Source organism: Oscillospiraceae bacterium (genome assembly GCA_015067255.1).
Lineage (GTDB): Bacteria > Bacillota > Clostridia > Oscillospirales > SIG519 > SIG519.
In genome coordinates this window covers 39500-62278 of the sequence record SVMS01000002.1, presented here as the reverse complement: position 1 = coordinate 62278, position 22779 = coordinate 39500, and the positions used below count along the sequence as shown (strand labels likewise).

20 protein-coding genes and 2 tRNA genes are annotated in these 22779 nt (G+C 37.0%); 6 read left to right on the top strand and 16 right to left on the bottom strand.

Annotated elements, in window-relative coordinates; all coding sequences use genetic code 11:
- Position 1 precedes the first annotated feature (1 nt).
- The 5 genes from E7480_00975 to E7480_00955 form a co-directional block, all read right to left on the bottom strand.
- The gene (locus E7480_00975) at positions 2 to 1321 is read right to left on the bottom strand and encodes a M20/M25/M40 family metallo-hydrolase (GenBank protein MBE6903166.1); all 1320 of its coding nucleotides are present in this window, start codon (positions 1319 to 1321) and stop codon (positions 2 to 4) included.
- 452 nt (positions 1322 to 1773) lie between these two features.
- On the bottom strand, positions 1774 to 2565 hold the full coding sequence (locus tag E7480_00970; protein ID MBE6903165.1) for a hypothetical protein: 792 nt from the start codon (positions 2563 to 2565) through the stop codon (positions 1774 to 1776).
- Complete coding sequence (locus tag E7480_00965) at positions 2559 to 3257, bottom strand: ABC transporter ATP-binding protein (protein ID MBE6903164.1); 699 nt, start codon at positions 3255 to 3257, stop codon at positions 2559 to 2561. Before E7480_00965 ends, E7480_00970 begins: the two co-directional genes overlap by 7 nt.
- Positions 3254 to 3613 (bottom strand): GntR family transcriptional regulator, encoded by a 360-nt coding sequence (locus E7480_00960; GenBank protein ID MBE6903163.1) that lies wholly within the window; start codon positions 3611 to 3613, stop codon positions 3254 to 3256. Before E7480_00960 ends, E7480_00965 begins: the two co-directional genes overlap by 4 nt.
- Before the next feature lie 122 nt (positions 3614 to 3735).
- Positions 3736 to 5295, bottom strand: coding sequence for a Na+/H+ antiporter NhaC family protein (locus E7480_00955; protein ID MBE6903162.1), 1560 nt, complete (start codon positions 5293 to 5295; stop codon positions 3736 to 3738).
- A 216-nt stretch (positions 5296 to 5511) separates the two neighbouring features.
- On the opposite strand from E7480_00955, the gene E7480_00950 reads away from it, so the two are divergent.
- The 3 genes from E7480_00950 to E7480_00940 all read left to right on the top strand — a co-directional run bounded on the left by E7480_00950 (position 5512) and on the right by E7480_00940 (position 7882).
- Positions 5512 to 6381, top strand: a complete 870-nt coding sequence (locus tag E7480_00950) for a transporter substrate-binding domain-containing protein (protein ID MBE6903161.1) — start codon at positions 5512 to 5514, stop codon at positions 6379 to 6381.
- A gap of 81 nt (positions 6382 to 6462) precedes the next feature.
- Positions 6463 to 7170, top strand: a complete 708-nt coding sequence (locus tag E7480_00945; GenBank protein ID MBE6903160.1) for an amino acid ABC transporter permease — start codon at positions 6463 to 6465, stop codon at positions 7168 to 7170.
- Positions 7157 to 7882: an amino acid ABC transporter ATP-binding protein gene (locus tag E7480_00940; protein MBE6903159.1), complete on the top strand. Its 726-nt coding sequence runs from the start codon at positions 7157 to 7159 to the stop codon at positions 7880 to 7882. Before E7480_00945 ends, E7480_00940 begins: the two co-directional genes overlap by 14 nt.
- Before the next feature lie 39 nt (positions 7883 to 7921).
- Here E7480_00940 and E7480_00935 read toward each other — a convergent pair whose 3' ends face one another.
- The 11 genes from E7480_00935 to E7480_00885 all read right to left on the bottom strand — a co-directional run bounded on the left by E7480_00935 (position 7922) and on the right by E7480_00885 (position 18605).
- Positions 7922 to 9055 (bottom strand): acyltransferase, encoded by a 1134-nt coding sequence (locus E7480_00935; protein MBE6903158.1) that lies wholly within the window; start codon positions 9053 to 9055, stop codon positions 7922 to 7924.
- Between the two features lie 30 nt (positions 9056 to 9085).
- The gene (locus E7480_00930) at positions 9086 to 9757 is read right to left on the bottom strand and encodes an isoprenylcysteine carboxylmethyltransferase family protein (protein ID MBE6903157.1); all 672 of its coding nucleotides are present in this window, start codon (positions 9755 to 9757) and stop codon (positions 9086 to 9088) included.
- Between the two features lie 533 nt (positions 9758 to 10290).
- Positions 10291 to 10380: transfer RNA gene (locus tag E7480_00925), tRNA-Ser, on the bottom strand.
- Between the two features lie 15 nt (positions 10381 to 10395).
- A tRNA-Ser gene (locus tag E7480_00920) sits at positions 10396 to 10482 on the bottom strand.
- Between the two features lie 287 nt (positions 10483 to 10769).
- Positions 10770 to 11786: a UDP-glucose 4-epimerase GalE gene (galE, locus tag E7480_00915; GenBank protein ID MBE6903156.1), complete on the bottom strand. Its 1017-nt coding sequence runs from the start codon at positions 11784 to 11786 to the stop codon at positions 10770 to 10772.
- Between the two features lie 18 nt (positions 11787 to 11804).
- Positions 11805 to 12944 carry a bifunctional chorismate mutase/prephenate dehydratase gene (locus E7480_00910; GenBank protein MBE6903155.1) on the bottom strand — a complete coding sequence of 380 codons (1140 nt, stop codon included), beginning with the start codon at positions 12942 to 12944 and terminating at the stop codon, positions 11805 to 11807.
- Positions 12937 to 14013, bottom strand: coding sequence for a chorismate synthase (aroC, locus tag E7480_00905; protein MBE6903154.1), 1077 nt, complete (start codon positions 14011 to 14013; stop codon positions 12937 to 12939). The genes E7480_00910 and aroC overlap by 8 nt, the downstream gene beginning before the upstream one ends.
- Positions 13994 to 15202 carry a 3-phosphoshikimate 1-carboxyvinyltransferase gene (locus E7480_00900; GenBank protein ID MBE6903153.1) on the bottom strand — a complete coding sequence of 403 codons (1209 nt, stop codon included), beginning with the start codon at positions 15200 to 15202 and terminating at the stop codon, positions 13994 to 13996. Before E7480_00900 ends, aroC begins: the two co-directional genes overlap by 20 nt.
- Positions 15195 to 16265, bottom strand: a complete 1071-nt coding sequence (gene aroB, locus E7480_00895) for a 3-dehydroquinate synthase (protein ID MBE6903152.1) — start codon at positions 16263 to 16265, stop codon at positions 15195 to 15197. Before aroB ends, E7480_00900 begins: the two co-directional genes overlap by 8 nt.
- An 8-nt stretch (positions 16266 to 16273) precedes the next feature.
- Positions 16274 to 17287, bottom strand: coding sequence for a 3-deoxy-7-phosphoheptulonate synthase (aroF, locus tag E7480_00890; GenBank protein ID MBE6903151.1), 1014 nt, complete (start codon positions 17285 to 17287; stop codon positions 16274 to 16276).
- A gap of 13 nt (positions 17288 to 17300) precedes the next feature.
- Positions 17301 to 18605: a hypothetical protein gene (locus E7480_00885; GenBank protein ID MBE6903150.1), complete on the bottom strand. Its 1305-nt coding sequence runs from the start codon at positions 18603 to 18605 to the stop codon at positions 17301 to 17303.
- A gap of 176 nt (positions 18606 to 18781) precedes the next feature.
- On the opposite strand from E7480_00885, the gene E7480_00880 reads away from it, so the two are divergent.
- Genes E7480_00880 through E7480_00870 form a run of 3 tightly spaced genes read left to right on the top strand, consistent with a single transcriptional unit; the run spans position 18782 to position 22765 of the window.
- Positions 18782 to 20203: an MBOAT family protein gene (locus E7480_00880; GenBank protein ID MBE6903149.1), complete on the top strand. Its 1422-nt coding sequence runs from the start codon at positions 18782 to 18784 to the stop codon at positions 20201 to 20203.
- An 18-nt stretch (positions 20204 to 20221) separates the two neighbouring features.
- Positions 20222 to 21553 (top strand): hypothetical protein, encoded by a 1332-nt coding sequence (locus E7480_00875; protein ID MBE6903148.1) that lies wholly within the window; start codon positions 20222 to 20224, stop codon positions 21551 to 21553.
- On the top strand, positions 21554 to 22765 hold the full coding sequence (locus E7480_00870; protein MBE6903147.1) for a hypothetical protein: 1212 nt from the start codon (positions 21554 to 21556) through the stop codon (positions 22763 to 22765).
- Positions 22766 to 22779 lie beyond the last annotated feature (14 nt).

The following is a 22779-nucleotide window of genomic DNA, read 5'->3' as shown; positions in this document are numbered from 1 at the left end:
ATTATGCCTCCTGCATTATGTGTCTGTAAAAATCCACTGCAGTTGAAAGAGAGGAAATATTAACGTTTTCATTGATTGCGTGAACACTTTTAAGCTGTTCGTTATCAATAATAAAGGGAGAAAACCGCAGACAGTTTTCACATACTCGGCTCATAAATCTGCTGTCGCTGGCGCCTGTAGGCAGATAAGGGGAAACCTTTACATTGGGATAAATTTCGTTAATGGCTTTTTCGATAAGCTTAAAGGCTTTACTGTTATAGTCTGACATAGGAGAACTGAAGCCATCACTAAGTATAACTGTTTCGATATCGAATTTTTTTGCAAGCTTTGTAATTGCCTCAATGCTTGCTTTTTTACCCTGATGATGAGAATAACGCATATTTCCTATTACATATGCTTCTTGCGGCATAACATTTGTACCCTCAGAGCCGCAAGCCATTGTAAAAGCTATTGTAGTTTTAAGCATAGCAGCGGCAGTGCTTGATATAATCGGGATTGCCTTTACAAGCAAAAAACCAAATAAACGTGGATGTCCGAGAAATAATTTTACAGGTCCCTTCATAGAAGAGGAAACAGCTTTAAACATAGCGCAAACAGTAGGTGAAAGCTCAGCTTTGAATATGTTGATTTTTTCAACAGCAGCCATAAATTTACCAAGACGTACAAGAGGAGAGTTTTTTTGCGGCGCAGAAGCGTGTCCGCCCGAAGAACGTGCAATAAACTTAATATCAGCACAGCCCTTTTCGCCCAAGCCTACCATAGCAAAAAGCCCCTTTGCATTTGCTATAGGCTCGTCTACAATCATACCGCCTTCGTCTAAAACCATAGAAAAATGAATATTGCGCTTTAAAAGCTCATTAGAAATAGAGTCGGCTCCGCTACCACTGGTTTCTTCATTACAAGTGGACACAAAAAAGATATCGTGCTTTGGAACAAAGCCGTCAGCTGCTAATTCGTCTGCCGCTTGAAGCATAGCCCAAAGGCCGCCTTTATTATCTAAAGTGCCACGTCCCCAAATTTTATTTTCAGAAATTTCACCTGAAAAAGCAGGGTGCTTCCATTTTCCCGGAGCTTCTACTACATCGTGATGATTCATCAGCATAACAGGCTCTGAGGAGTCAACGCCCTTCCAACGCATTAAAAAGCTACCGTCGAAATCTTCATAGTCGCAAAGGCTGAAAATGTTCGGAAACATTTCTCTGAGTATTTCCTGAAGTTTATAAAACTTTGTTTTATCAGTCTGATTATCAATTGAAACTGTTTCTGCCTGAATTAAGCGTGAAAGCCTTTGAGCATAAAAATTTGTTCGTGAGTCTGACATATATTTTCTCTTTTCTAAAGTTTTAAAACAATTATACCTAAATTTAACATTATAGTCAACAAAAAAGACAGGCTAAGTTTAGCGTGATACTCTTAAAGGAGTATCACGCAGCGATATAAATCCCTTGTGGGATTTGTTATATATTACTACGCAATGCGATATACGCTTCGCGTGCGAGATGTTTGCTCCGCAAACGAGGGATTTATATCATATCGCACCGAGCTTAGCGAGGTATATCGCAACCGAGTGAAACGAGATTATATCGCATTCGCTGCGCGAATATATCGTCTAATAGAAAAAAAGAGCAGACACGGCTTGTGTTTGCTCTTTCTGCTTGTATAAGGATTTGTAGCTCATAGTGCATTTGTCCAGACAAATGCGATGCTTGCACTTAGTGGATATTTAAAATTCTCCGCTAAGAACATCACCCGTTTTTAGCTCGTCTTCTCTAATCAGTCTACGTTTACGCCATCTTTGAATAGCTTTGTATTTATAAAAAATATACCAATAACTATTGCTGAGTATATAAAAATACACATATATATAATAGTTTTTAAAATGTCTATATTTACCATTTCATTTGTAATAAATAAATTCATAAAATCCTTATTAAACAGGGCAACGGCAAATACGCATATCAGAACAAGAGTTTGAGTTGCCATATAAGCAATAAATCCGAATAAAACGGAAAAGGGTAATTTTGAGCTGTTCATTCTATGTCCCAATATTATTCCTGTAAAACCCACCTGAACAGCATTTAAAAGCTGTAAAAAGAAAACAAATAAAAAGGATATTAAAATTGCGCTGATAGATGTATCGTAAGCATTTGCAATAGGTAACAGCATATTTTTAAGAAACTGTATATTTTCTTTTGAATAGTATGCTACAAATAAAGTAAGTCCTATCACAGCAACGCTTATAAACATAGAAATAACTGCGGAAAGTATTTTCGAAAGATATAAAGACTCTTTTTTAACAGGTAAAGTGTGTGTTAAATATGCTTCATCGCCGTATAAATTGTTTTTAAATCTTACCCATAAACGCATAAGGTTGTTAATGAGTATATTGAATATCATTGATATAGTAACACCGCTGCATATTTTAGCTATAATATCCATAATAAATGAATTTTCAATATTAAAAAATATCCTTGTAAGGATTGCAAAAAACAAAGCTAATATATAAAAAACTGTCAGAAATTTCAATTTGCTTTGTATATCATATTTTAATAATTTGCTCAGCATTTAAACATCCTCCTGAAAATATCGTCAATAGAGCCGTTTTCTTTTGTTCTTAATTCGTCGCAATCAGAGGTAAGAATTATTTTTCCGTCATCTATAAATATTACCTCGTCTAATATTCTTTCTATATCGCTTATTAAGTGAGTGGAAATAATAACGCTTGCGCCGTCGTTGAAATTTGAAAGTATAGTATCTAAAATATAGTCCCTTGTTGCAGGGTCAACTCCGCCTAAAGGCTCGTCTAAAATATAAAGTTCGGCTTTTCGGCTCATAACAAGAACAAGCTGTACCTTTTCCTGCATACCCTTGCTCATTTTTGAAAGCTTCTGAGAGGTATCAAGCTTTAAATCCTTGAGAAGCTTTCTTGCTTTTTGAGAATCGAAATTGTCGTAAAAATCTTCAAAAAATTTAATAACCTTATCAACAGTCATAGACTTGTCAAGATATGTTCTCTCAGGTAGATAGGAAATGATATTTTTGCTCTCTGTTCCTATTTCTTTTCCGTTTACTAATACTTCTCCCGAAGAAGCTGTCAATAAATCGTTTATAATTTTAATAAGAGTTGTTTTGCCTGTTCCGTTTTTGCCAAGAAGCCCTATGATTTTTCCTCTTGAAACAGTCAGATTTATATCGCTGAGTACTTTCTTATTTCCAAAGCTTTTTTCTAAATTGATACATTGTAATAATTCCACTATTTCTTTCCTCCTGATTGACTTAAATACTTAATTGCTTCTTCTTTGTCAAAGCCTATATTTTGCATATTGGCAAAGTATTTTTTTGATAACTCGTCGGCATATTCTTCTTTGTATTTTAAAATTAAGGCTTTATCCTCTGTTACAAATTTTCCGTTTGTTCTTTCTGTATATATCAGCTTTAAATCTTCTAATTCGGTTAAGGCTTTTTGCATTGTGTTGGGATTGACCTTAGTCTGCAAAGCTAAATCTCTTACAGAAGGCAAACGTTCTCCCGACTTTATTTTCCCTGATATAATATCTATTTTTAATTGTTGAACAAGCTGAATATATATAGGAATATTATTATCAAATTCCATATAGTTTACTCCTCATTGTATTACTGAGTTAATACAATAATACAATATAAATTCTTATTTGTCAAGCAAAAAAATGACGGATTGAGTTAATCTCAATCCGTCAAGCTTTTTTTAAAATATTCTTATTTAGCAGCTTTCTTTTTCTTTGCCATAAGTAAAACAACAAGTGCTGCAAAGAGTATAAGTGCAACAGCCCACATAACAACACCGGCAATAACGGCATTTGAAGTGGAAAGTAAGCCGATAACTACATAAGAAACAAAGGAGATGCCTGCAACAATTGAAGCATAGGGAAGCTGTGTTTTTACGTGGTCAACGTGGTTGCAGTTTCCGCCTGTTGAAGAGAGAATTGTAGTATCGGAAATGGGGGAGACATGGTCGCCGAATACTGCGCCGCCGAGAGTTGCCGAAACAGTAAGAAGTATAGAAGTACCGCTTCCGCCGAGGATAGCAACTGCAACGGGAATAAGTACACCGAAGGTTCCCCAAGAAGTACCTGTAGCAAATGCAATACCTGATGCAAGAAGGAAGAAGATGGCTGGGAAGAAGGCTTGAATGGTTGCAGGGATATTAGCCATATATGTCTGAACAAAGCCCTGTGCATCGAGGTAGCCGCCCTTAGCGCCCATAATACCTGCAATACTCCAAGCAAATGTAAGAATTAGAATTGCAGGAACCATAGTTTTAAAGCCTTGAGTAAAGCTGTTTGTTATTTCTTTGAAAGAAACAGTTTTTGTAATCATATAGTAAATACCAACGATAACCAAAGCAATAGTAGAACCAATAGCAAGAGCAGAGCCTGCATCGCAGTTAGCAAAAGCTTCGATAACGTTTGCAGACTGTAATTCAGTACCGTAAACACCGGTGTCCCAATTGTAGAAGAAGCCGGAGTAAATCATACCGCCGATACAGCAAGCAATCAATATAAGTACGGGAACAACAAGGTGATGTACTCTGCCTTTGGGATTTGCAACTATTGTAGAATCCTCATCTGTAGGAAGGTCTGTTTCGCCTGCATTAAGGTCACCTGTTGTAGCAGCAATTTCTTCATTTTTCTTCATCTTTCCAAGGTCAAGATTGAAAATGCAGAAGGCAAACACCATAATAAGAGTAAGAATAGCATAGATATTGAAGGGAATAGTCTTGATAAACATTACAAAACTATTTCCTTCAAGTTGGCCCGATACAGCCGCTGCCCAGGAAGAAATAGGAGCAATAATACAAACAGGAGCAGCAGTACAGTCAATAATCCAGGCAAGCTTAGCGTGAGAAACTCTGAATTTATCGGTTACAGGTCTCATAACAGAGCCGACGGTAAGACAGTTGAAATAGTCATCAACAAAGATTAAACAGCCAAGTCCTGCTGTTGCAGCAAGGGCACCGCTTTTTGATTTAATTTTCTTTTCAGCCCAGTTTCCGTAAGCTCTTGAACCACCGGATTTTTGCATTAGAATTACAAAAATACCAAGCACTACAAGAAAAACAATAATAGGAACATTAGCTCCCACTTTTTCACTCATAACAGTATAAAGTGTGCCCAATGCCTGTAAGGGATTGCCACCGGTATACATAAATGCACCGGTAAGAATTCCGAGGAAAAGGGAAACGTACACTTGCTTTGTTATAAGTGCCAGAACAATAGCAACAATTGCCGGCGTAAACGCCCAAAAAGTAGCTTCCATAATCAAAATCCTTTACGTTTTTTGTTTGATTATACTATAAATGTCGAAAAATGTAAAGAAATTTTTAAAAAATTCTTAAAATTTTCTTTTTTAGTGAATAAATATACAAATATACAAGCCAAATTGACCTTGTGGGAATATTTATTCAAAAACAGTTGACAATATTGAGTTACAGTAATATAATAAAGCTATCATTAAGAAAGAGGTAATTATATTATGAAAAAGTCATATTTGAAAATTGCAGCTGCTTTTATGGCTCTTGTACTTATGCTTGGCTGTTTTGCAGGCTGCGGCGCAGCAAAAGAAAAGTTTAAGGTTATTGACCTTCCATTAAGTGAAGAGGAGTATGCATTTGCAGTATCTAAGGACAATGCTGATTTCCTTAAGCAAGTTAATGATTTCTTAAAGAAAATTAAAGACAATGGCAAGTTCGATGAAATTTGCAATAACTATTTCGGCGACGGAACACCACTTACATTTAAGTCTGCAACTCTTGATACTTCCAAGGACCAGCTCGTTGTTGCTACAAGCACAGGCTTTGAGCCCTTCGAAATGGTAGACCAAGAGGGTAAATATTCAGGCGTTGACCTTGAAATTGCTTACTATCTTGCTCAAGAACTCAATCTCGAGCTTGTTATACAGGATATGGACTTTACCGCAGTTGTTAACGCTGTTCAGACAGGTATTTGCGATATTGCTATGGCAGGTCTTACAATTACTCCCGACCGTGAAAAAGTTGTAACCTTCTCAGACAGCTATTACAATGCTTCTCAGGTAGTTATCACTAAGGCTGATGATACAACCTTTGATAACTGCAAAACAGGTGAAGACGTTGCTGCTATCCTTGCAGAGCTTGGAGCAGATAAGAAGGTTGGCTGCCAAGAAGGCACAACAGGCGAGCTTTATATTAAAGGTGACGCAGATAAGGGTGACGAGGGCTACGGCTTTGAAGGACTTAAGGCGCAAGCTGCTGCTTATAAATATGTTGCTCTTGCTATAACTGCTATGGAGCAGGGACAGGTTGCTTACGTTATTGCTGATAACGGACCTGCAAAGGCTATTACATCAAAGCTTAACGGCAAATAATTAGACTTTTTTATCAAATAGCCTCTGCAAAGCGAGGACTTTGCAGAGGCTATTGAACTTTTGATACGAAAGGAAATTCCTATGGATTTTGTTGCAAAATTTGAGGTTTTCTGGGATTTGTTTATATTGCGCGGAGGTTGGAAAAGAGTTGTTACGGTAGGCCTTGTAAATACTTTGCTTATTGCAATTTTAGGTCTTTTAATAGGTGTACTGTTAGGTACTGTTATCTCAGCCATTAAGGTTATGCCTAAATATAAGCTTTTGCCAAGAATTCTCGATAAAGTATGTACCGTTTATATAGGCTTTTTCAGAGGAACTCCTCTTGTTGTTCAGTTGCTTATTGCCTATTATGTTCTATGGCCTCTTTTAGGCGTTTCAATTCCTTCTCTTTCAACTGCCATTATCGTTTTCGGCTTAAACAGTGCCGCATACGTTGCAGAAATTATGAGAGGCGGTCTTTTGTCTGTTGATATAGGACAAATGGAGGCAGGAAGAGCCCTTGGACTAAGCTATTGGACTACTATGATAAAAATCGTTATTCCTCAGGCTGTTAAAAACATTTTGCCTGCATTGGGCAACGAATTTATAGCTCTTATTAAGGATACATCAGTTGTAAGCTTTATAGCGGCTACTGACCTTTATAAAACCTTTACTGAAATTGGTAATGTTCGCTATGAGTATTTCGTTCCTTATCTTGCTATGGCAGTAGTTTATATTATTCTTGTTCTGCTTATTAGCTGGGGCATTAAAATTATGGAAAGGAGCCTTAGAAAAAGTGATAGAAATTAAAAATCTTTGTAAAAGCTTTGGCGATAATCAGGTTCTTTCCGACATTACCGAAACAATAAACGAGGGTGATAAGGTCGTTGTAATCGGTCCCTCAGGCGGCGGAAAAAGTACATTCCTACGCTGTATAAACTGTATGGAGGATCCTACCTCAGGCTCTATTATTTTTGAGGGTGAAGACCTTGCTGATATGAAGGTCGATATAAATAAGCACCGTCAGTCTATCGGTATGGTATTTCAGCAGTTCAACCTTTTCAATAATAAAACTGTTCTTGAAAATATCACTCTTGCCCCTGTGATTTTAAAGAAAATGACTAAAAAAGAGGCGGAGGAAAAAGCTTACGAGCTATTAAAAAGAGTAGGTCTTGAGGAAAAGGCAAACGTTTACCCATCAACTCTTTCAGGCGGACAAAAGCAGAGAGTTGCAATAGTAAGAGCACTTGCCATGAATCCCAAGGTTATACTTTTTGACGAGCCTACAAGCGCCCTCGATCCCGAAATGGTCGGTGAAGTTCTTGATGTTATGAAACAGCTTGCAGACGAAGGAATGACAATGGTTGTCGTTACTCACGAAATGGGCTTTGCCCGTGAAGTAGGAAACCGTATTTTCTTTATGGATGCAGGAAGAGTAACGGAGCAGGGAACTCCCGACGAAATTTTCAATCACCCAAAAAATCCCCGTCTTAAAGAATTTTTAAGTAAGGTTATAATGTAAAACTAAAAGACAGCCGTTTGTAAGCGGCTGTCTTTTAAATTAAAACTTTTTAAATTTTTCAAAAAGATTATTTTCAAGGAAGGTAAATTTTTCTGCAATACAATGCCAATATTTATCCCAAAGCTTGAAAAAAGGCTTTTCAATTAAGTGAATTCTCGCTAAGTCCAAAAGCGAACACACAACAAAAACAATGATTACACTTGAAATGGCGTGAATTGGCATTATTGAAGAACCATACATTCCAACATTATTAAAAAGATCCTTCCACAACCACTGGCGCATAGCATCACTGTTAGCATGAATTAACAGAATACCAAATGTCGTTGCTGAAACGGTATTTATAAATTTATTATATTTTATCTTGATATTTTTAAATAGCATAAAGGAACTTAAACCTGTTAAAACAGCGAGAAAAGTATTTGAATCAGTAACAAAGAGGAAGGGGATATTTGTGCCAAGCTTTGCTCCTAACCAAGAGCAAGCCACTACAGAGATTGCAGATAATGAAACAGAAATAAAAGTCATAATTCCCCAGAAACGCTTACTGTCAAATATTTTCTTAGGATATAAACGGATATAGGAGGCAATAAAATATAAAACCATATACCAGGAAACATAATTCATTGTTACTGATAAAAACGGCACTGTTCCAAAAAGTACATATGTAGAAAAAGATAGCAAAAGAAGTCTGATATGCTGTTTTTGATTTAGATTATTAACCAATACATTTAAAAAGGGTATACATAAAAAGAAAATAAGATAGGTTCCGGTGAAATTCTTTGATATTGACGTAAAAGGAACTAAAACCTTTAAAAAAGATTTAAGCGTAAAGGGTGCATATCCGAATATCCAAAATATAATATTTATAACAAATTGATAAAACATCACTTCTAAAAATAGCTTAGCAAATTTTTTAGGTGTTATTTGTGATTTACACATAAAATATCCGGTAATTAAAACAAAGCAGTTAATACCAATTTTACCCCATGCGCCAAACAAAAGTAAGAATAGGGATGGGAAAGAAAAAGTATTTGAATAGATAGGCCCGTTTGCAGCAGTCAATCCTGAATTAACCACATAATGATGTGCAACAATTAAGAGCATTGAGATAATACGGTATAATTCTATATTAGAATCTCTTAACGCTTGAGATTTTGAAACTTTTAACGTCATATAAATAACCCCTTATATACAGTAGCTTATTTACCAAATAAACGGGATTAACCTGTATTTAACCTTTTTCTTATATTCAATATATCCGTTTAGCTCTTTTTCAAGAAGCTTTTCTTCGTTTTTTATTCTCTTTGCTATTAAAAAAGGATATATAAGAAAAATAAAGAATGAGTATATAGAGCCTAATACAAGCGGCATTGATAAAAATAAAAGTAATGTAACGCTATACATTGGATGCCGTACTATACTGTATAAGCCTGTGTCTATAACCTTTTGGTTTTCCTGCACTTTAATGGTACGGCTGAGATATGTGTTTTCTCTTAGCACCTCTGCATAAAGGATATATGATAAAATAAATACTATCGCAGCGCCTATAGCTACTCCTTTAGGCAAAGAATACCACTTAAAACGAAATCCAAGTCCGCAAACAATAAACCCTGCCAAAAACATAAGAGCACTGAGCTTAACTACAAGGCTTTGCTCTTTTTGTTTTTCTTTGGCATCAAGTCGACTTTTTAATAATTCGGGATTTTTGAATATCATTACAAGTCCTGCAAAAAACATAGGTACAAATAATATAATCATAAACAGCCAACCGTTAAAAAAGAAAAGAGTACCTGCAGGTAAAAAGATTGATAAGCCGACTAAAACAATGCCTAATAAAAATTTAGTTATTGCACTAATAAATAATTTTACACTCATAATAATTCTTCCAAAAATAAATTTTAAAAAGGAAATTGAATCTGTAAGTAAGGATTTGGCTGAAAAAAGCACTTGCTTTTGCAAGCCGTTAGCTCAAGCTCAAATTCATCATATCATAAAACTTAACAGATTTCAATAATTAATGAAGTTTGGGCTTTGCCCAAGTGAATCAGCGGCATTGCCGTATGATATATTTACTCTGCAAATAAGTGATAAGTGATGTAGCTATGCTGTGATAGGTGATGCGATGCGTTTGCTCATGCGCCGTAGGCGTGCATCACAGGTAAAGCCTGCATCACGCACAAAGTGCGAATGTAATCAATGCAAGGCATTGTATGTAATTGCAACGAATGTTGCGTATGTAATCATTTCAAAGAAATGTATGTAATCAAGTCGAAGAGGGAAGATACAAGGCTAACGCCTTGATGACATACAGTTCGCCAAGCGAACTGATTACATTCCGCTAACGCGGATTACATACAAGCCTGCGGCTTGGATAAAAAATAAGACAGTCCAAAGACTGTCTTATTTTTTGGCGGAGAAGGAGGGATTTGAACCCTCGCGCCAGTTGCCCGACCTACTCCCTTAGCAGGGGAGCCTCTTCACCACTTGAGTACTTCTCCAAAAACAATATTAAATGGCGGAGAGAGGGAGATTCGAACTCCCGGCTCTTGCGAGTCACTGGTTTTCAAGACCAGCTCCTTAAACCACTCGGACATCTCTCCTGATTTACACGCGTAGTGAAAACGTGCTACATTAGTATAGCAAGTTTAATTTGTTTTGTCAAGATGTTTTTACTAAAATTTATTTTCTTATTTTTAAAAACAAGAGGATTGATGCATAGCCAATTTTTAAAATGACAGCTTAGCTTTGCATCAATCCCCAAATCTATATAAAAGCATGCATCCCGGGAAGAATGCTGCCAATAATATCTTATGCTTAAATGAAAATTTTGCTAAGATTTTTTATAAAAAATACAGCCTCTGTTTAAAACAGAAGCTGTAAATATCAATTAATCTTCGTATCCTTTAGGATTGTTTTTTTGCCAGTTCCACGCATCTTTACACATTTCTTCAATTCCGTATTCTGCTTCCCATAAAAGCTCGTTTTTTGCTTTTGCGGTATCAGCGTAGCAGGTGTCTATATCTCCTGCACGGCGAGGAGCTATAGCATAGGGAATTTTTATATTATTTGCTTTTTCAAAGGCTGCAACTATCTCAAGAACGCTGTAGCCGTTGCCTGTGCCTAAATTATGAGTAAATACTCCGCTTCCTGTTTTTTTAATATATTCCAAAGCTTTTATGTGGCCCTTTGCCAAATCAACTACGTGGATATAATCACGCACTCCTGAGCCGTCTTTAGTGTCATAATCATTTCCGAATACGTTTAATTGAGATAGCTTGCCTGATGCGACCTGAGTTATAAAGGGCATAAGATTGTTGGGAATACCTGTCGGATCCTCTCCTATAAGACCGGATTTATGAGCGCCTACGGGATTGAAATATCTCAAAAGAGAAATGCTCCATTCGTTGTCGGAAACATAGATATCCTTAAGAATATCCTCTAAAAACAGCTTTGTTCTGCCGTAAGGATTTGTAGCTGAGGTTGGCATATCCTCAGTAATGGGAACTCGTTCAGGCTTTCCGTAAACAGTTGCAGAGCTTGAAAAAACAATTTTCTTTACATTGTGGCGCTTCATAGCTTCACAAAGGACAAGCGTTCCCGTGATGTTATTGTGATAATATCTCATTGGAATCTGAACGCTTTCTCCCACTGCCTTAAGGCCTGCAAAATGAATTACTGCATAAATGTTGTTTTCGGTGAAAATTTTTTCCAAAGCTTCGCCGTCCAACATATCGTTGTGATAAAATTTGATTTTCTTACCTGTGATTTTTTCAACTCTTTTTAAAGACTCAGCTTTACTGTTTGAAAGATTATCAAGTACAACTACTTCATAGCCCGCCTCTAAAAGCTCAACGCAGGTATGACTGCCTATATAGCCGGCACCGCCTGTTACTAAAATTTTCATAATAATTTCCTTTCTTTATTAGTTTTCGCTGTATATACCTAAAAACTTACAAAAGGGAAGTTCTTTTTCTAAAAGATACAGAGCCACAAGCGCATTTTCAGGATTGTCTTCCGGCACTGAAAAATCAAGATAGAAGAAATACTCCCAAGGCTTATTTTTGTCAGGACGCGACTGAATTTTAAGTAAATTTAAACCCAAAGCATTGAAAACGGATAAAACAGAGGATAAGGAGCCGCTTTCGTGGGGCAAAGAGAAAATAATACTTATAATGTTTGCTTTTGAACAGATAACAGGTTCTTTGGCAAGAACTATAAATCTGGTAGTATTTACGTTTTTTGAAATCTTATCATTTAAAATTTCAAGGTCGTATATTTGTGCTGCGAATTTTGAAGCTATTGCAGCTGTGGATTTATCATTCTTTTTGCTGACATATTCGGCGGCAAAGGCAGTATTTGCAAACTGTTCCTTTTGAATATCTAATGTGTTTAAATATTCACTGCACTGATTGAGCGCCTGAGGGTGAGAGCATACCGTTTTAATTTCAGATATGCTTGTTCCTTTAACTCCTAAAAGACAGTGTGAAATCGGAATAGTAGCTGCTTTCACAATAAAAAGATTGTATTTTATAAGGCAGTCATAAACCTCGTCAACCGTTCCTGCTGTTGTGTTGTCAATAGGCAGCACTCCGTAGTCAGCATTCCCATCATAAACTGCTTTACAGACATTTTCAAAGCTATCGGTACCGAAATTTTTACAATCAGGCAAAAGTACGCTTGCTGCCATTTGCGAATAAGCGCCTTCAGAGCCGCAAAAACAAGCATTACCTGAGGGAAGCCTTGGCACTTTTTGAGAATTAAGAGTTTCATTTAACTTAAATTCTTTATCAAAGGGGAGAAGCTCTCCGTACTGTAAAATTCGGGATTCACGCATAATCTCTGCCATAATGGGAGCAATATATTGACCGAAATTGCCGCTTTCAAGAGCTTTTTTCAAAATTTCACTTTCTCGTTCTTTACGGTATACGGGAGAGAAGCTTTTGATTTTTTCCTGTGCCACATCTTTGGAAAGTCCAAAACGGCAAGTGAGTAAATCAAAAAGAAGCTCATCTGTTTTATCTATTTGTTCTCTTATTGAGTTTAAATCCTTCAAATTAAGCATCTCCAAACAAGTTTATAAGTGCAATAGCGGTAACAGCTTCTATTACGGGAACTGCACGGAAAACGATACAGGGGTCGTGGCGTCCTTTAATTTCAAGAATTTCATTACAGCCTTTTTCAAGATTTATGCTGTTTTGCGGCTGTGCTATTGACGGAGTAGGCTTTAAAGCAACCTTGAAAACCAAAGGCATACCGTTTGTAATGCCTCCGTTTATTCCGCCGTTATTGTTGGTTTTGGTTTTAACCTTGTTATCTTCAAAGAAAAATTCATCGTTGCATAGGCTTCCTCTCATTTTGGAAACCTCAAAGCCTGCGCCAAATTCAACTCCCTTTACGGCGGGAACTGAAAACAAAATAGAGGAAAGCACGCTTTCAACGCTTTCAAACATAGGACTTCCCAAGCCTGCGGGAACATTTATTGCGCCGCATTCAATTATTCCGCCCACGGAGTCTGAATTTGAAAAAGCTGAATCTATTTGCTCTTGCATTTTCAAAAGAGCCTCATTATTTAAAACGGGATATTCACTTTCCTTTGTTTTTAATAAAGTATCAGAAGAAAGAGAAGTATAGTCATAGCTGTCATCATAAATTCCTGCAATACTTAATGCATGGGCACCGATTTCGATGTTTTTCTTTTTAAGGGCAAGAGAGCATAAAGCGCCTGCAAAAACTAAAGGTGCAGTAAGTCTCCCCGAAAAATGACCGCCGCCACGCATATCTGCAAAACCGTTGTATTTGATATATGCAGTGTAGTCTGCGTGTCCCGGACGGGGTACAAGAAGACGGGAATAATCGCCCGAATGTTGATTTGTATTTTTTATAATTGCAGTAATAGGAAAGCCTGTGGTAACTCCGTTTAAAACTCCGCTTATAATTTCGGGAAAATCGCTTTCTTTTCGCTGTGTTGAAAATCTGTTTTTACCCGGTGCACGCCGTTTAATGTATGAGTCTATATATTCAAAATCAAGCTCAAGCCCTGCTTCAATACCGTCAACAGTAACGCCGATAGCCTGACCGTGAGATTCACCGAAAACAGTAACGGTAACTTTTTTACCCCAACTGCTGCTCATTTGTTTTACCTCCTGATTTTATAAAATGCTCAAAAAATTGCGGATATGATTTATCAACACAGTTATAGTCATTTATAATTACTTCATCTTGACAAATAACAGAAGCTATAGCTGCTGACATAGCAATTCTATGGTCATTAAAGCTGTCAATTTCTCCGCCTTTTAAAAGGGCTTTTCCTAAGATTGTTATGCTTTTATTATCGCCATAAGCTTCTCCGCCCAACGCCTTTATTGTTTGAACTGTGCTTTCTATACGGTCGCTTTCTTTATATTTAAGACGTTCACAGCCGTAAATATATGTCTTTTTTTCAAAGGCACAAGCACATACTGCCAAAATAGGAACAAGGTCAGGAATTTGAGAAGCATCTATTGATTCACAAGAGTCTATTTCTTTAAGAATATCAATTATTTTGCTGTCCCCTTGAGTGCTGTTTTCCTTGAGGCCGTCAACTGTAATATCACAGCCCATTTTGTTGGCGCATAGCCAAAAAGCAGCGGCAGAATAGTCGCCCTCACAAAAATAATCAGTGGGCCTATACTGCTGATTTTTTATAATATATCCGTTATCGGTCTTGTTAACACAGACACCGAAAGCCTTCATTACCTCTATTGTTATGTTCACATAAGGCTCAGATAAAAGCTGAGTTTTAAGAATAATTGAAAAATCTTTTTTCAAAAGAGGAGCGCAAAGAAGCATTCCGCTTATGTATTGAGAGCTGATATCACCGTTCATATAAACAGTATTGTCTGTATATTTGCCCGAAATTTCAAGAGGGAGATGTCCATCAGTCAAAGAAAATTTTATTTTATTTTCAAAGATGCGCTGATACTCGTCCAAAGGACGCAAGGGAAGTCTTCCTTTTCCGTTAAATACGGCATTTATTTCCAGTGCAGCGGCAATAGGAATAAGCAAGCGCAAGGTTGTACCCGATTCAAAAGCGTCGATAACAGCATCTTTAGGCGGATTAAAGCCTTTGAATGAAACAGAGCTTCCCGAAATTTCAAAATCGGAGCCCATAGCTTTAAGCCCGTTAAGAGTAGCTTCGATATCCTTTGAAAAGGTTACGTTTTTAACGGTGCAGTTCTGACTTAGTGATGCGCATATAAGAGCTCTGTGAGTAACGCTTTTTGATGAGGGAACACAAATATTACCCTTAAGTTTTTGAGGAGTTAAGGTTATTTTATTCATATTTATCACCAAAAACTTTAATATAAGCCTCTTTAAGAGCAGTTAATTCTATTTTTTCAATTACAGGAGCTCCCGGAGTTTTTACAAAAATAAAATTTATAAAGCTGTCCTGCTTTTTCTTGTCCCCCGAAGCTGCGTTAAAAAGCAAATCAGCAGATATATCTGTATATGGATTTAAGCCTTGGACATTACACAGAGAAAGATATTTTTCAATTTCAGCTTTTTCGGTAATACCTAAATATTGACCTACCTTCAAGGAAATATACATACCCTTGCAGACAGCTTCACCGTGTCCGATACCTGTAAAATTCATACATTTTTCAATAGCGTGGCCTAAAGTGTGTCCAAAGTTTAAAAGCATTCTTAAACCACTTTCACGCTCGTCTTTTTCTACAATATCTGATTTTATTTTAATGCATTTTTCAATTACACTTATATCATCAGGCTTGTCAAGAATAGAGCTGTCACTTATATAGCCGTATTTTATAATTTCACATAAGCCGTCGGTATAATATTTTTTGGGAAGAGTTTTTAAAAAATCAGGATCTGTAATAATAGCTAAGGGCTGATATATTGCACCTATAAGATTTTTGCCTTGGGGAAGGTCTACTCCTGTCTTACCGCCTATTGAAGAGTCCACCATAGCAAGAAGGGAAGTGGGCACTTGAATATAATCAATTCCACGCATATAGGTTGCTGCGGCAAAGCCTGTCATATCTCCTACAACGCCGCCGCCTAACGCAAGAAGCATATCTTTTCTTGTCATAGAAAAAGCTATAAGTGCATCGTAAATTTTTTCAATAGTTGACAGCTTTTTGCTTTGCTCTCCGTGAGAAAAAGTATATGAGCTTACATCAAAGCCGTAAGCTTTAAGACTTTGAGAAATTTTCTCAAGGTATAGGGGAGCTACATTGTCATCAGTGACAATAAATATTTTTTTGCATTTTTTTATCTGAGAGCAAATCTCTCCGATTTTATCGGAAATTGACGGCTGATAAAAAATATCAACTTTTCTTGAAAGCTCTATTGTATGATAAGGCTTCATAGCAATTAAATCTCCCATTATAACCGTTATATTTCTCTGCCAATAGCTCTTGCAACCTTTTTCAGCTTGGGAACAAGAGCTTCAAATTCCTCGGGAGTGATAGACTGGTTGCCGTCGGAAAGAGCGTGCTTGGGGTCATTATGTACTTCAATTATAATTCCGTCAGCACCCGCTGCAATAGCCGATTTTGCCAAAGGCTCCACAAGCCAGTTAATACCTGCGGCGTGACTTGGATCAACAAAAACAGGAAGGTGAGAGAGCTTTTTAAGCAGCGGTACAGCTGAAATGTCAAGAGTGTTTCTTGTTGCTGTTTCAAAGGTTCTTATGCCGCGTTCACATAAAATTACGTTGGTATTTCCGTTGCTCATAATATATTCTGCAGACATAAGAAATTCTTCGATTGTATTTGAAAAGCCTCTTTTTAAAAGAATAGGCTTTTTAAGCTTTCCTAACTCTTTTAAAAGCTCAAAATTTTGCATATTTCTTGCGCCTACTTGAATAATGTCAACGTATTCGTTGAACATTTCAATATGAAAAGGATTTGTGATTTCTGAAACAATAGGCAAATCGGTTGCTTTTTTAGCCTCTTCCAAATAGACAAGACCCTCTGCCTTTAAGCCTTGGAAGGAATAGGGAGAGGTTCTGGGCTTAAAAGCGCCGCCGCGCAAAAATTCTGCGCCCGAGTTTTTAACGCTTTGCGCAATAAGAGTAATCTGCTCTTCAGTTTCAACAGAGCAGGGGCCTGCAATAATCTGAATTTTTTTGCCGCCTATTTTTTGACCGTTTATATTTATAACAGTATCTTTGGGGTGAAATTTTCTGTTAGCTCTTTTAAAGGGCTCCTGTACCTTCATAACCTTTTCTACATAAGGAAGAAGCTCAAAACGTGAAGAGTCAACAGCTGATGTATCGCCGACAAGACCTACAACGGTGGTATGGCTTCCTACTATTGGGTTTGCTGTAATGCCCATTGAAGAAGCTATGGAACAAACCTCATCTATATTAGCTTTTTTTACATTTTCTTTTAAAATTATAATCATTTTTTAAACCTTCTTAAATTAAAATATTGAGTATATCGTTGACGCACTCCTGAGGAGATTTTGATGCATCTATTATAAAATCTGCGGCAACCTCGTAATTGGGCAACCTTTTGTTGTAAAGGCTTTCAGCTTCACATACATCTCTGAAAAGAGGACGGGAACTGTCACCTCCGACACGGTTTGCCAATATATCAAAATCAGCCTTTAAATAAAAAGTGATGCAAGGGCTTTGTTTTAAAAGCTTTAAATTTTCTTCAAAGCATACTGTGCCGCCGCCCAGTGATAAAACCTGAGGACGAATATCCAAAGCTTTTTTGAGATACTCTCCCTCAAGCTGTCTAAATCGATACTCACCGCTTTTGAAAATTTCTGCTGTTTTACAGCCCTCTCCACATTCAATTATGTTGTCAAGGTCATTAAAATTGAGCTTTAAAGACTCTGCTAAAAGCTTTCCTGTTGTTGTCTTGCCACAGCCCATAAAGCCTGTAAGCACAATAGTTTGTGGGAATTTATTATTTATATATTTTTCAAGGTTTTGATAAGCAGATAAAATAACTTCGGAAGGAATTTTGATATTTTTCCAATGCTGCCTTGCAAGAGCAGCCTGAGCTGTAAGCATAAGAGCCCCGTTCATAGTTTCTATGCCTGACAGCTTTGCCTTTTTTAACAGAATGGAAGAAACGGGATTATATATGGCATCGAATACAAACTCAGCTCTGTCAAGGTTTACACCTATACAGCCAGAAAGCTTGGGCCACATTCCCAAAGGCGTTGTGTTAAGAATAATCTGAGGGTAAAAATCCTCATCGCTTTCCAAAGCTCTGACATTCAGCTTTTCAGCAAGAAGCTGAGTTTTTGAAAAGGTTCTTGACTGTATATAAACATTGGCTCCTAACTCTTTTGAAGAGGTTGCTAAAGCATATGCGGCACCGCCTGCGCCGCAGACAAGCACGTCTTTGTTTTTAAAATCAATATTTTGACTTTTAACAGAAAAGATAAAGCCTTCTATATCTGTGTTATATCCGATAAGCTTTCCGTCATTTACACAGACAGTGTTTACAGCAGGGTAAAAGCTTTTATCAAGATATTTTACAACGCTTTCTTTATGGGGTATAGTAACATTAAAGCCGCTCATTCTCTGTTTTAAAACAGGAACAGCAGCTTCTAATTCACAAGGCTCTATATTTATAAGTACATAAGAAGAGTCTTTCTCCAAAAGGGCATGGATGTAGGGAGAAACGCTGTGCTCAACAGGACATCCGATAAGACCATAAGAGCCCATAGGAATATCTGTTAAATTCTTGACGGTGTAAATCACTAAAACCCCTTCTTCAGTACAAAAATACTGTTTTAATGATATCACTTAAGTTTATATTTGTCAAGTAAAGCAATATATAGATAAATATATATTTATATTAAAATACTATTGCAAATAATTTTAAATATGCTATAATTATTTAATGGTTAAAGTTATAGAATTGTAGGTGTGGATTTATGCTTTTTGCAGACTTGTTATTTTTATTTTTGTTTTTGCCTCTCTGCGTAGCATCATATTTCTTTACTAAGAAAGTACAGTACAGAAATATAGTGCTTATCGTATTTTCAATGATTTTCTACGCTTGGGGAGAGCCTACACGTATTATATTGTTGCTTGCAAGTGTTGTTGTAAACTATTTCTTGGCATTAGTAATAGAGAACAACAACAAAAAAGGAAATGCAAAGGTTGCTAAAATAGCATTTATTGCTACTCTTATCTACAATATCGGTATGCTTGGCATTTTCAAATATACCGACTTTATGATAAATAATATCAACGGACTTTTCAGAACGTCAATACCTCTTGCAAATATCGCTTTGCCCTTGGGTATAAGCTTCTATACCTTCCAGATACTTTCTTATGTTATTGACGTATATTGGGAAAAGGTTGATGCACAGCGCAGCTTCCATAAGCTTTTAATGTATATATCTCTTTTCCCGCAGCTTGTGGCAGGACCTATTGTAAGATATTCAACTATTGCAGAAGAGATTGATAACCGCCGCAGTACTCTTGCAGATATCAGCGAAGGCGCAACAAGAATGATAATGGGTCTTTCCAAAAAAGTACTTATAGCTAACAATCTTAATCTTATGGTAGGCGAGTGCTTTGGAGCAGACATAACGGGTGCCAGTGTAGTCGGAACGTGGTTAGGTGTAATTGCTTACTCGATGCAGGTTTATTTTGACTTTTCGGGTTATTCAGATATTGCCATAGGAATAGGCAGAATGTTCGGCTTCCATTTTGACGAAAACTTTAATTATCCTTTTATTTGCCGCAGTATTTCGGAGTTCTGGCAGAGATGGCATATATCCTTAAGCACATTTTTCAGAGATTATTTGTTCTGCGTGCCGATTTTTGGAAAAAGAAGACCTATAGCATCTCTTTTCCTTGTTTGGTTTACAACAGGCTTGTGGCACGGCGCATCGTGGAACTATGTACTTTGGGGCCTCTATTTTGGCGTATTTCTGTTTATTGAGGTTAAAATCGGCAAAAAACGTCTAAAAAAAGCACCTACCGCACTTATGCAGTTATACAGTAAGCTTGTAATAATTTTAGGCTTTGGTATTTTCCGTTTTGAAAATATGGGTGATTTGGGCAATTTCTTTAAAAATCTTATAGGCGCAAACGGAAATTCCTTTATAAACGAACAGACACAGTCGGCATTTTTATCATACGTATTTTTGTTTATAGTAGCAGTAGTTGCCTGCTTGCCTGTGGCACAAAGCCTTAAAAAGCTTATAAAAACCTGTTCTTATAACGTGCAGGCTGTAATGCAGATTATTCTTACTGTTTATACAGTTGCTTTGCTTTTTGCTTGTACTGCTGTTTTGGTAGATACATTTGCAACAAACAATCCGTTTTTGTATTGGATATTCTGATAGAAAGGAGAGCTTAAAATGAAAAACAATAAAAAAATAAAAATATTGGCACAGCTTTTGAATGTTGTCATTATTTTCGGCGTATTTATCTTTATGTTTATTTTCGGTCTCTTTTTTACCAGAACGCAAAGGTCGGATTATGATAAGGATTTAAAAAAATTCCCTACATTCACTATATCAACCTTTCTTTCGGGTGATTATACAGCGGATATAGCTTCCTGGTATACCGATACAATTCACAACCGTGACCGTTTTAAAGATATGGCGGCAAAAATTAAGTATTATTACGGTGTAAAAAAGGATGAAGAGGTATTTGGCACTGTTGATATTCCCGATGAGGAAACGGAATCAAGTGATATAGTATCAAGCGATATAATTTCAAGTGATATAGTATCGAGTGAAAGCTCTTCTTCTGAGGTAAGCTCAGAGCCTCCCGTTAATCAGGACGAAGAGATTGCCAAGGGTATTTTGATATTAGGCACAAGAGCAATGGAGCTTGACTACGGAAGTATAAAATACGGAACAAGATATGCACAAGCTCTCAATGAGTATGCAAAGCAATTAGAGGGCAAAAGTAAAGTATATTCAATGGTTATTCCTAAATCCTGTGCATACTATATGCAGGAATCTAAAAATGAAGAGTATCGCAGAGTTGCATCGCTTACTCCGAAAAATCTCAATAATATAAGAGATAATTTAGACGGAGTAATTGAGGTTGACGTATACAACACCTTACTCAAGCATACAAAAGAGGAAATATACTGCCGTACAGACCACCATTGGACAGGTCTTGGAGCATATTATGCGGCGCAGGAATTAGCTAAGGTTGCAGGTGTTGACTTTGCTGATATTTCCACCTATGAGAAAAATGTAAGACCCGGCTATGTGGGTACAATGTATAAGTTTACCGGCAACAGCGCAAAGCTTCTCAATAACCCCGAGGACTTTGTAACGTATATTCCAAGCACTCCCTATACCGCAAGCTATTATACTACAAGCTTTGAGTATAAGGGTGATAACAGCATTTTCTATCCTATGTCCGACGCTCAGCGCAGCAGCTGGTACAGCACCTATATAGGCGGCGATAATAATGTTGTTAAGATAACCTCGGGTACTTGTAAAAACGGCAGAAAGCTTCTTATTTTGAAGGATAGCTACGGAAATGCACTTTCTCCGTATTTTTTGAACTCCTTTGAAGAGGTTTATATGGCAGATATCCGCCATTTCCAGAAGAATGTTATTTCATTTGTTGAAGAACAAGGAATAACAGATACTGTTTTTGCTATGTGTACTTTCTCTGCTATGAGTAAGGACAGAATAAATGATATAGAAAAACTCAGAACAAGATAATTGTCAGTTTCTTTGGGGGTAATTGAAATAAAACGCAATAAATTTTTGTCAGCTTTTGTTGTATTAAGCTTAGCACTTTGCATTGTATTGACATCCTGTTCAAATAAAGGCGCAAATCAGCAGAATGAGTCATCTCAGGTAATCAGCTCTGAAGCAATACAAAGCCAAGAGGTATCTGAAATAATCAGCTCTGAGATAACAATAGAATCAGAGCCTGAGTCCACCTCTGCTGTTCAAAGTGAGTCTAAGCCTACTACATCTCAGCCAACATCTTCGACAGTTTCCTCTACGCCTGCAGGCCCTGCACCGACACAGGAAAAAATGGTAAACGGTATTCTTATAATGGGTACAAGAGCATTAGAGCTTGTGGGCAGAAATGCAACTCAGGAGAAAAAATATGCTGAGTATGTAAATAAGTTTGCAGACGATTTATCGGGTACTGCAAAGGTTTATTCGATGGTAATTCCAAAGGCATCGGTTATTTATACGGCGGATTCAATAGGCTATAAAAACGTTGCCAAAAACGGAGCTGCTTCTTTAGAAAATATTAAAAACAATTTAACATCGGCAATAAATGTAGATGCTTATACAGCTCTTAATGCTCATAAGGGCGAAGAGATATATGCAAGAACAGACCACCATTGGACAGCTTACGGAGCCTTTTATGCGGCGCAGGAATTTGCAAAAGTAGCTAATACAAGCTTTGACGATATTTCCACATATACCGTTGAAAGAAGAGCAAATTATGTAGGTACAATGAGAAAATATACAAACGGTTATTATGCTATTGTAAACTATCCCGAGGATTTTATTAAGCTTGTACCTTCAACACCATATACTGCGGAAAGATACAGCAGTTATTTTACAAATCCTCAGGCAAGAGATATTTTTTATCATATTTCCGATAGTAACGTTTCTTCGTGGTATCTGACCTTTATCGGCGGAGATTCAAACTTTTTCAAGATAAAATCCCAAAGCTGTACAAACGGCAGAAAGCTATTTATTATTAAAGATAGCTACGGAAATGCTCTTGCACCGTTTTTTATGGGCTCCTTTGAAGAGATTTATATAGTTGATTTAAGAGAGCTGAGTATAAATGCAATCAATTTTGTAAAAGAGCAGGGAATAACTGATGTTCTCTTTGCAATGTGTTCGTATTCAGCCCTTGGCTCAAGTATAAACAGTCGTATCAATACAATAAGAACAATGTAATTATGGGGGAAAAA

Bases quoted from the DNA above. Each gene is read 5' to 3' on its own strand.
- E7480_00950 (MBE6903161.1), top strand. From the start codon at position 5,512: ATGAAAAAGTCATATTTGAAAATTGCAGCTGCTTTTATGGCTCTTGTA.
- E7480_00955 (MBE6903162.1), bottom strand. From the start codon at position 5,295: ATGGAAGCTACTTTTTGGGCGTTTACGCCGGCAATTGTTGCTATTGTT.
- E7480_00900 (MBE6903153.1), bottom strand. From the start codon at position 15,202: ATGAATAAAATAACCTTAACTCCTCAAAAACTTAAGGGTAATATTTGT.
- aroF (MBE6903151.1), bottom strand. From the start codon at position 17,287: ATGATTATAATTTTAAAAGAAAATGTAAAAAAAGCTAATATAGATGAG.
- E7480_00970 (MBE6903165.1), bottom strand. From the start codon at position 2,565: ATGCTGAGCAAATTATTAAAATATGATATACAAAGCAAATTGAAATTT.
- E7480_00930 (MBE6903157.1), bottom strand. From the start codon at position 9,757: ATGAGTGTAAAATTATTTATTAGTGCAATAACTAAATTTTTATTAGGC.
- E7480_00935 (MBE6903158.1), bottom strand. From the start codon at position 9,055: ATGACGTTAAAAGTTTCAAAATCTCAAGCGTTAAGAGATTCTAATATA.
- E7480_00945 (MBE6903160.1), top strand. From the start codon at position 6,463: ATGGATTTTGTTGCAAAATTTGAGGTTTTCTGGGATTTGTTTATATTG.
- E7480_00975 (MBE6903166.1), bottom strand. From the start codon at position 1,321: ATGTCAGACTCACGAACAAATTTTTATGCTCAAAGGCTTTCACGCTTA.
- aroB (MBE6903152.1), bottom strand. From the start codon at position 16,265: ATGGGAGATTTAATTGCTATGAAGCCTTATCATACAATAGAGCTTTCA.
- E7480_00910 (MBE6903155.1), bottom strand. From the start codon at position 12,944: ATGCTTAATTTGAAGGATTTAAACTCAATAAGAGAACAAATAGATAAA.
- E7480_00960 (MBE6903163.1), bottom strand. From the start codon at position 3,613: ATGGAATTTGATAATAATATTCCTATATATATTCAGCTTGTTCAACAA.
- E7480_00880 (MBE6903149.1), top strand. From the start codon at position 18,782: ATGCTTTTTGCAGACTTGTTATTTTTATTTTTGTTTTTGCCTCTCTGC.
- E7480_00875 (MBE6903148.1), top strand. From the start codon at position 20,222: ATGAAAAACAATAAAAAAATAAAAATATTGGCACAGCTTTTGAATGTT.
- galE (MBE6903156.1), bottom strand. From the start codon at position 11,786: ATGAAAATTTTAGTAACAGGCGGTGCCGGCTATATAGGCAGTCATACC.
- aroC (MBE6903154.1), bottom strand. From the start codon at position 14,013: ATGAGCAGCAGTTGGGGTAAAAAAGTTACCGTTACTGTTTTCGGTGAA.